Here is an 8,238-nt window from a genome sequence, read left to right as displayed (position 1 = left end):
ACACCCGAAACCACCACCGACGAAGGCGTGTTGACCGCAGCGATCCCCACCTCGTCCGTCAGATACGGAGCAACCTCCTCCTCCGTCGCCTGCAGCGCCACCATCGCCCCACCCGACGGCAACCCCTGCATCAGCCGACCCCGCGCCACAATCAACCGCGCCGCATCACCCAGGCTCAGAACACCCGCAACATGCGCCGCCGCCACCTCACCGATCGAATGACCCACCAAAAAGTCCGGGGTCACCCCCCACGACGCCACCAGACGGAACAACGCAACCTCAACAGCGAAAACCGCCGGCTGCGTGAACTCCGTACGATCCAGGGCCTCCCCCTCACCCCAGACCACCTCCTTCAACGGCAGCCCCACCGCCGCACACACCTCGTCAAAGGCATCCGCGAACACCGGAAACACCTCATACAACTCACGCCCCATACCCAGCCGCTGACTCCCCTGCCCGGTGAACAGAAACGCCAACTGTCCGTCCTGGACGACGTCGACGATGTTCTCGGACCCGACCAGTACCGCGCGGTGTTCGAAGGCCGACCGGCCGGTCGCCGCGGAGAACGCCACGTCCAGGTCGCTCTGCTCGACGGCGGTGACGCGCTCGATCTGGGCCTGCAGCGCCTCGCGCGTCCTGGCCGACACCACAATGGGTGCGACCGGGAGCTCCCGGCGTTCCGCCGGCTCGGCGGCGGCCTCGACCGGTCTGGCCTCCTCCAGGATGATGTGGGCGTTCGTCCCGCTGGCGCCGAAGGACGAGACGGCGGCGCGGCGCGGTTCCTCGCGCGCCGGCCAGGGGCGGGCCTCGGTCAGCAGCCTGACGTTGCCGGCCGACCAGTCGACGTTCGGTGACGGCTCGTCGACGTGGAGCGTCCGGGGCATGAGGCCGTGCCGCATCGCCTGGACCATCTTGATGATGCCGGCGACGCCCGCGGCCGCCTGCGTGTGGCCGATGTTGGACTTCACGGAGCCCAGCCACAACGGGCGGTCCTCGGGACGCTCCTGCCCGTACGTGGCGAGCAGGGCCTGCGCCTCGATCGGATCACCCAGTGTCGTGCCCGTGCCGTGGGCCTCCACCACGTCCACGTCGGCCACCGAGAGGCCCGCGCCGGCCAGCGCCTGCTGGATCACGCGGCGTTGGGAGGGTCCGTTGGGCGCGGTGAGGCCGTTGCTGGCGCCGTCCTGGTTGGTCGCCGTGCTCCGGACCAGCGCCAGCACCCGGTGGCCGTTGCGCCGGGCTTCCGAGAGGCGTTCCAGGACGAGCATGCCCACGCCCTCGCCCCAGCCGGTGCCGTCGGCCGCCGCGGCGAACGGCTTGCACCGGCCGTCCAGCGCCAGGCCGCGCTGCCTGCTGAACTCCACGAACGTGATCGGTGACGACATGACCGCCACCCCGCCGGCCAGCGCGAGGGAGCATTCGCCCGACCGCAGCGCCTTGACGGCCAGGTCCAGTGCGACCAGCGAGGACGAGCAGGCGGTGTCGACCGTGACCGCGGGCCCCTCCAGGCCGAGGGTGTAGGCGACCCGGCCGGAGACCAGTGCTCCGGTCACCGCGCTGCTCGGATAGTCGTGGTACACCAGTCCGGCGTACACGCCCGTGGCGCTGCCCTTCAGGGACAGCGGATCGATGCCGGCGCGCTCCACCGCCTCCCAGGATGCCTCCAGCAGCAGTCGCTGCTGCGGGTCCATGACGGCTGCTTCGAGCGGGCTGATCCCGAAGAACTCCGGGTCAAAGTCACCCGCGTCGGGCAGGAAGCTGCCCCGGTTGACGTAGCTGGTGTTCTCGCCGGTCCCGTCCGGGTCGTACAGCCCGTCCAGGTCCCAGCCGCGATCGGTGGGGAACTCGCCCACCGTGTCCCGGCCGTCGGCGACCAGGTCCCAGAGGCCTTCCGGCGAGGACGCGCCACCGGGGAAGCGGCATGCCATTCCCACGATCGCGATCGGCTCGCGTTCCCGGCCCTCCACCTCGCGCAGACGGCGCCGAGTCTGCTGCAACTCACCGGTGGCGAGCCGCAGATACTCGCGAAGCCGACCGTCGTTGGAGTCCTTCGACATCGTCATCAACCCATCCGTGAAGTTCGCAAGCAGAGGCCGGGTCCGTCAGAGCAGGCCCAGTTCCTTGTTCAGCACCTCGAAGAGCTCCTCGTCCGATTCGGGCACGAGGTCGGCGACCGGCTCGTCCGTTCCGCTCCGGGCGTCCCTGGCACGCCGCGACAGTGCCTCGAGCCGGGCGGTGACCTTGGCGTGCGCCTCGTCGTCCGACGCGAGTTCGGCCACGGCGGCCTCCAGCCGGGCCAGCTCGGCGAGCAGCGGTGCGGCTGCGGCCGCCTCGCCCGGCCGCAGCCCGTCGTACAGGAACTCGGCGATGGCCAGGCAGGTCGGATAGTCGTAGGCCAGGGTCGGAGGCAGTGACAGTCCGCTGTCGGCGTTGAGTCCGTTGCGCAGTTCGACGGCTCCCAGAGAGGTGAGGCCGAGTTCGTTCAGTGCGCGGTGCGGTTCCACGTCGTCGGCGCCACCGTGTCCGAGGACCTGGGCGACATGGCCGCGTACCAGCCCCAGCAGGAACTTCTTCCGGTCCGCGTCGTCCATTCCGGCGAGCCGTTCCCACGACGCCCTGCCGCCGGAGGTCCGGCGGGCCTGCACACGTACCAGCCCGCCGAAGACGGCGGAGAGCGTTCCCGACTCGGCCTGCGTGCGCATCGTCGCCAGGTCGAACCGGACCGGGAGCATCACCGGGGGCCGGCCGGACAGCAGCGCGGCGTCCAGCAGCGCCAGTCCCTCGTCCGGGGACAGCGGTGGCATTCCGGAGCGGCTCAGCCGCTGCAGTTCGGCGTCGTCCAGCCGGTCGGCCATGCCGCCGACCTCGGCCCAGGGGCCCCAGCCCAGGGTCAGCGCGGGCAGTCCCCGGGAGGCGCGGTGCCGGGCGAGGGCGTCCAGCCAGGCGTTCGCCGCGGCGTAGTTGCCCTGTCCGGTGCCGCCGAGTGTGCCGGCGACGGAGGAGAAGATCACGAACGCCGAGAGGTCGTGGTCGCGGGTGAGTTCGTGCAGGTGCCAGGCGGCGTCGACCTTCGGCCGCATGACGGCGTCCAGCCGCTCGGGGGTCAGCGCCGCGATCAGCGCGTCGTCCAGCACGCCGGCCGAGTGCACCACGGCCGTCAGGGGATGTTCGGACAGCAGCGCCGCCAGGGCGTCCCGGTCCGTGACGTCACAGGCCGCCACCTCGACCTCGGCGCCCGACTCGGCGAGTTCCGCGACCAGTTCGGCCGCGCCCGGTGTGTCCATGCCCCGCCGGCTGGTGAGCAGGAGGCGCTTCACGCCGTGTGCGGCGGCCAGGTGCCGGGCGGTCAGGGCGCCGAGTCCGTTCAGCCCGCCGGTGATCAGGACCGTGCCGTGCGAGCCCCACTCGGGGACTCCCCCGCCCGTCGCCGGGACGCGGGCCAGCCTCGCGACCCGGATCACCCCGTCGCGGACGGCGATCTCGGGCTCGTCGAGGCGCAGTGCCTCCTCGGGCAGTTCGGCGTCGGCGTCGAGGTCCAGCAGGACGAACCGGCCGGGGTGCTCGGATTCCGCGGCACGCACCAGGCCCCACACGGCCGCATGCCCGAGGTCGCTGCCGTCGACCGCACCACGGGTGACGACGACGAGTCTGGTGGACGCGGACTGCTCGTCGGTCAGCCACTGCTGGAGGTGGGCGAGCACCTGGCCCGTGAGCGCACGGAAGCCTTCCGGTGTCGCCTCGGCCGGCGGCGGGCACTCGTACAGGGAATGTCCGGGGGTCTCGGCGGCGGATGCCGGGGCGGGGACCCAGTCGAGGTGGAAGAGCGGCTCACGGCCACCGGAGTGTGCGCGGGCCTCTTCGGTGGTGATCCGGCGGGTCTCGACCGAGTCCACCGACAGGACCGGATGTCCTTCGGCGTCCAGCCGCACGGACACGCCACGCCATGCGTGGGCCAGTGTCCGGCCGCCGTCGGAAGACAGGACGGCGGCACGGGCGGCGGCGTCGAGCACCGCGGCGTACGTCTCGTCGTCGCGCGCCCAGACGGCCTGGGCGGCGTCGGCGGCCAGCGTGCCGGTGGCGTGTTTCACCCAGGGGTCATGGGCGTCGCGGCGCGCGTACACGCTGACGGTGCCTGCCTCGTCGGCGAGTACGCGCAGCGTCACGACGTCTTCGAGGTCGGCCAGGACCAACGGCACGTGGACGTCGAGTTCCTCGACGCGGCCGCGGTCCGTGCGCTCGGCGGCGAACAGGGCCAGTTCCAGGAACACTTCCCCGGGCACCACCAGCACGCCGAGTGTGTCGTGGTCGACGAGCCGGGGCTGGGTGGCCGGGGCGAGCCGGCCGGTGAACACGGTGCCGCCGCCGTCGGGGAGGGCGATGCCCGCACCCAGCAGGGGGTGCTCCACGGACTCCAGCCCGGCGGAGGCGAGACTCTTCTCCGTCGTGCGCCAGTAGCGCTTGTGCTGGAAGGGGTAGGTCGGCAGGTCCACGCGCCGCGCTCCGCGTCCTTCGAACACGGCGTTCCAGTCGACCGGCACACCGGCGGCGAACAGCCGTCCGACTCCGGTGAACAGGCTCTCCGTGCTGGGACGGTCGCGGCGCTGTGTGGCGGCCATCGTGCCGTCGGCGCTCTGTCCGGCCATCGCCGTCAGCACGCTGTCCGGCCCGATCTCCAGGAACCGCGTGACGCCCCGGTCGTGCAGGTCACGGACGTCGTCGGCGAACCGCACCGTGTCCCGTACGTGCCGCAGCCAGTACTCCGCCGATCCCACGTCCTTGGTCAGGTGGATGACCGGCTCGTGGTACGTGACGCTCTCGGCGACCTTGCGGAAGTCCTCCAGCATCGGGTCCATCAGAGGCGAGTGGAACGCGTGCGACACCTTGAGCCGGCTCGTCCTGCGACCGGTGAACAGGGCGACGACCGCGGACACCGCTTCCTCGGCACCCGAGATGACCACGGAGTCGGGCGTGTTGACGGCCGCGACGCCCACTCCTTCCGTGAGGAGCGGGGCGACCTCCTCCTCCGCCGCCTGGACCGCCACCATCGCCCCGCCGGGCGGCAGTTGCTGCATGAGCCGGCCGCGTGCCTCGATCAGGCGAGCCGCGTCCTCCAGCGTGAGCACACCACCGACGTGGGCGGCGGCCAGCTCTCCGATGGAATGCCCGGCCAGCAGATCCGGCCTGATGCCCCACGACTCCACGAGCCGGAAGAGGGCGACCTCAAGGGCGAAGATCGCGGGCTGCGTGAACTCGGTCCGGCCGAGGGCCTCTTCGTCGTGCCACATCACCTCACGCACGTCGAGCAGGGCACAGACCTCGTCGAACGCCGCGGCGAACACCGGGAACGTCTCGTACAGCTCCCGGCCCATACCGACCCACTGACTGCCCTGTCCGGTGAACAGGAAGGCCAGCTTGCCCTCGGTGACCGAGCCGATCACGGTCTCGGAACCGACCCGTACCGCGCGGTGTTCCAGAGCGGCCCGGCCCGTCGCGGCCGAGTACGCCACGTCCAGCGCGTCCGCGTCGACGGCGGCCATCCGGTCGAGCTGGGCCTGAAGCGCCGCGGGCGTCCTCGCTGACAGCACCAGGGGAACGACGGGCAACTCCCGGCGCTCCACGGGTTCTTCCTCGACCGCGGGCGCCTCCTCGATGATGACGTGGGCGTTGGTGCCGCTGATCCCGAAGGACGACACACCCGCACGCCGGGGTCGCTCACCCGGCGGCCACTGCCGCGCCTCGGTGAGCAGCCGGACGTCGCCCGCCTCCCAGTCCACCTGCGGCGTCGGCTCGTCCACGTGCAGCGTGCGGGGCATCGTGTCGTGCCGCAGGGCCTGCACCATCTTGATGATGCCCGCCACGCCGGCCGCGGCCTGGGTGTGCCCCATGTTCGACTTGATGGACCCCAGCCACAGCGACTCGGTCCGCCCCTGCCCGTAGGTCGCCAGCAGGGCCTGTGCCTCGATCGGGTCGCCCAGGGTCGTACCGGTGCCATGTGCCTCGATGACGTCCACGTCGGCCGCCGACAGGCCCGCGTTGGTCAGGGCCTGGTTGATCACGCGCTGCTGGGCGGGACCGTTGGGGGCGGTGAGGCCGTTGCTCGCGCCGTCCTGGTTGACCGCCGTGCCGCGGACGACCGCGAGTACGGGGTGGCCGTTGCGGCGGGCGTCGGACAACCGCTCCAGCAGCAGCACTCCGGCCCCCTCGGAGCACCCGATGCCGTTGGCGGAGACGTCGAAGGACTTGCAGCGGCCGTCCGCCGCCATGCCTCGCTGCTCGCTGAAGTAGACGAACATCTCAGGGGTCGACATCACCGTCACCCCGCCGGCGAGCGCGAGGGAGCTGTCCCCCGAACGCAGTGACTGGATCGCCATGTGCAGGGCGACCAGCGACGAGGAGCAGGCGGTGTCGAGGGTCACCGCGGGACCTTCCAGCCCCAGCGTGTAGGCGACCCGGCCCGAGACGAGGCTGCCGCCGTTGCTGCCGCCCGCGTAGTCGTGGTACATCACGCCGGCGAACACACCGGTGGGGCTGCCCTTCAGCGTGGTGGGGTCGATACCCGCGCGCTCCAGAACCTCCCACGACACCTCCAGCAGCAGGCGCTGCTGGGCGTCGATCTCGGCGGCCTCGCGCGGGCTGATCCCGAAGAGTTCGGCATCGAAGTCACCCGCGTCGTAGAGGAATCCGCCCTCGCGGGCCGCCGACTTCCCGGGCTTGCCCGGTTCGGGGTCGTACAGGTCGTCGACGTCCCAGCCGCGGTCGACGGGGAAGTCCGACACCGCGTCGACCCCCTTGTCCACCAGGTCCCACAGACCCTCGGGCGAGGTCACGCCTCCCGGGTAGCGGCACGCCATCGCGACGACGGCGATGGGTTCGCGATCACGGTGCTCGATCTCCGCGATGCGTCTGCGAGCTGCGCGCAAGTCCGTGGTCGCGCGTTTGAGGTAGTCAAGTAGCTTGTCCTGGTCTCCCACAAAGCCACCCCTGGTCGAAAGGCGTCGATCACCTCGACGCGCGCTTGCCGGGAACGCTACGCAGGGTGATGAGGGGCCCCAACCCCTGATCCCCCCTATCGTGTCCGGCCGTTCCGGAAGGACCCGGACCCCTGTTTCCGCACCGCACCGAACTCGGTCGTCGACCGCCCGGTCAGGGGTCCCTCGCAGGTGACCGACCCTCGCGGCCGGCAACAACCCGGTTGTTAGGGGCGGCTAAGGGCTTCCGTGCGTGCCGGGCGGCGTGAAGACTGGACAGGCCTGAGGCGGAGGCTTCAGTCGGCCCGATCCAAGGATTGATTGATGTCTGTCACTTCCCCTTACAGCGCCTCGAACTGGATCCGCGATTTCCATCCGTCGGACCGGTCGGTCCCGCGGATGGTCTGCTTCCCGCACGCGGGCGGCGCGGCGAACTACTACTTCCCCGTCTCGCGAGCGCTCTCCGGGAAGGTCGAGGTCCTCGCCGTCCAGTACCCGGGGCGTCAGGACCGGCACACGGAGCCGCCCGTCACCGACATCCACGCCCTCGCCGCGCACGCCTTCCGTGAACTCCCGCGGGAGGGCCTCGACCGGACCTGGCTCTTCGGCCACAGCATGGGCGCCTCGATCGCCTTCGAGGTGGCGCGGCTGATGGAGGGGGAACTGGGCGTGTCCCCGGCCGGGCTCATCGTCTCCGGCCGGCGTGCACCGTCCCGGTTCCGCGGTGAGACGGTCCATCTGGAGGACGACGAGGCGCTGATCGCCTCGGTCAAGGCGCTCAACGGCACCGACCCGGCCGTCTTCGCCGATCCCGAGATCCGCAGCCTGGTCCTGCCGACCCTGCGGGCCGACTACCGGGCCATCGAGACCTACCGGCCGGTCGGCACCGCGCGTGTGGCGTGCCCGGTCCATGCCTTCGTGGGGGACGAGGATCCGCTGACCACGGTGGAGGAGGCGGACTGCTGGCGCGCCCACACCGAAGGCACGTTCGCCCTGCGCGTCTTCCGCGGCAATCACTTCTATCTGGCGCCGCGCGCCGACGAGGTCATCGCCGAGATCTCCCGGCTGATTCTGCCTGCGGAGGGGTGAGCGCGTGTGGTGCCGTGGCGCGGGTGTGTGCCTGCTGCGGCGTGAGCGCGCGTCCGGTGCCACCCGCCCCGCGGCCTGACGGCTCCCGGCGGCGGGCCCCGGACCCGGCTCCTTGACCGCTCCGGCAGGCCGTTGCGCACCAGGGCCGAGCCCGGCGATGTCACCCGCCCCGGCCGGTGCT

At 71.5% G+C, this 8,238-nt stretch carries 3 protein-coding genes; 1 reads left to right on the top strand and 2 read right to left on the bottom strand.

The genetic code is table 11. The features are described 5' to 3' along the window. The coding region (locus ACFVH5_RS42840) for a type I polyketide synthase (RefSeq protein ID WP_385839101.1) at positions 1 to 2,063 on the bottom strand (2,063 nt) is incomplete at its 3' end. A gap of 39 nt (positions 2,064 to 2,102) precedes the next feature. Continuing rightward, on the bottom strand, positions 2,103 to 6,971 hold the full coding sequence (locus tag ACFVH5_RS42835; RefSeq protein WP_385839100.1) for an SDR family NAD(P)-dependent oxidoreductase: 4,869 nt from the start codon (positions 6,969 to 6,971) through the stop codon (positions 2,103 to 2,105). 321 nt (positions 6,972 to 7,292) lie between these two features. Here ACFVH5_RS42835 and ACFVH5_RS42830 point away from each other — a divergent pair, with 321 nt between their 5' ends. Further along, positions 7,293 to 8,057 carry a thioesterase II family protein gene (locus ACFVH5_RS42830; protein WP_385839098.1) on the top strand — a complete coding sequence of 255 codons (765 nt, stop codon included), beginning with the start codon at positions 7,293 to 7,295 and terminating at the stop codon, positions 8,055 to 8,057. The last annotated feature ends 181 nt before the right edge of the window (positions 8,058 to 8,238 follow it).

The organism is Streptomyces sp. NPDC127119 (assembly GCF_042677425.1).
Lineage (GTDB): Bacteria > Actinomycetota > Actinomycetes > Streptomycetales > Streptomycetaceae > Streptomyces.
The sequence above is the reverse complement of the archived record's forward strand: the minus strand, read 5'-3'. Positions and strand labels throughout refer to the sequence as shown.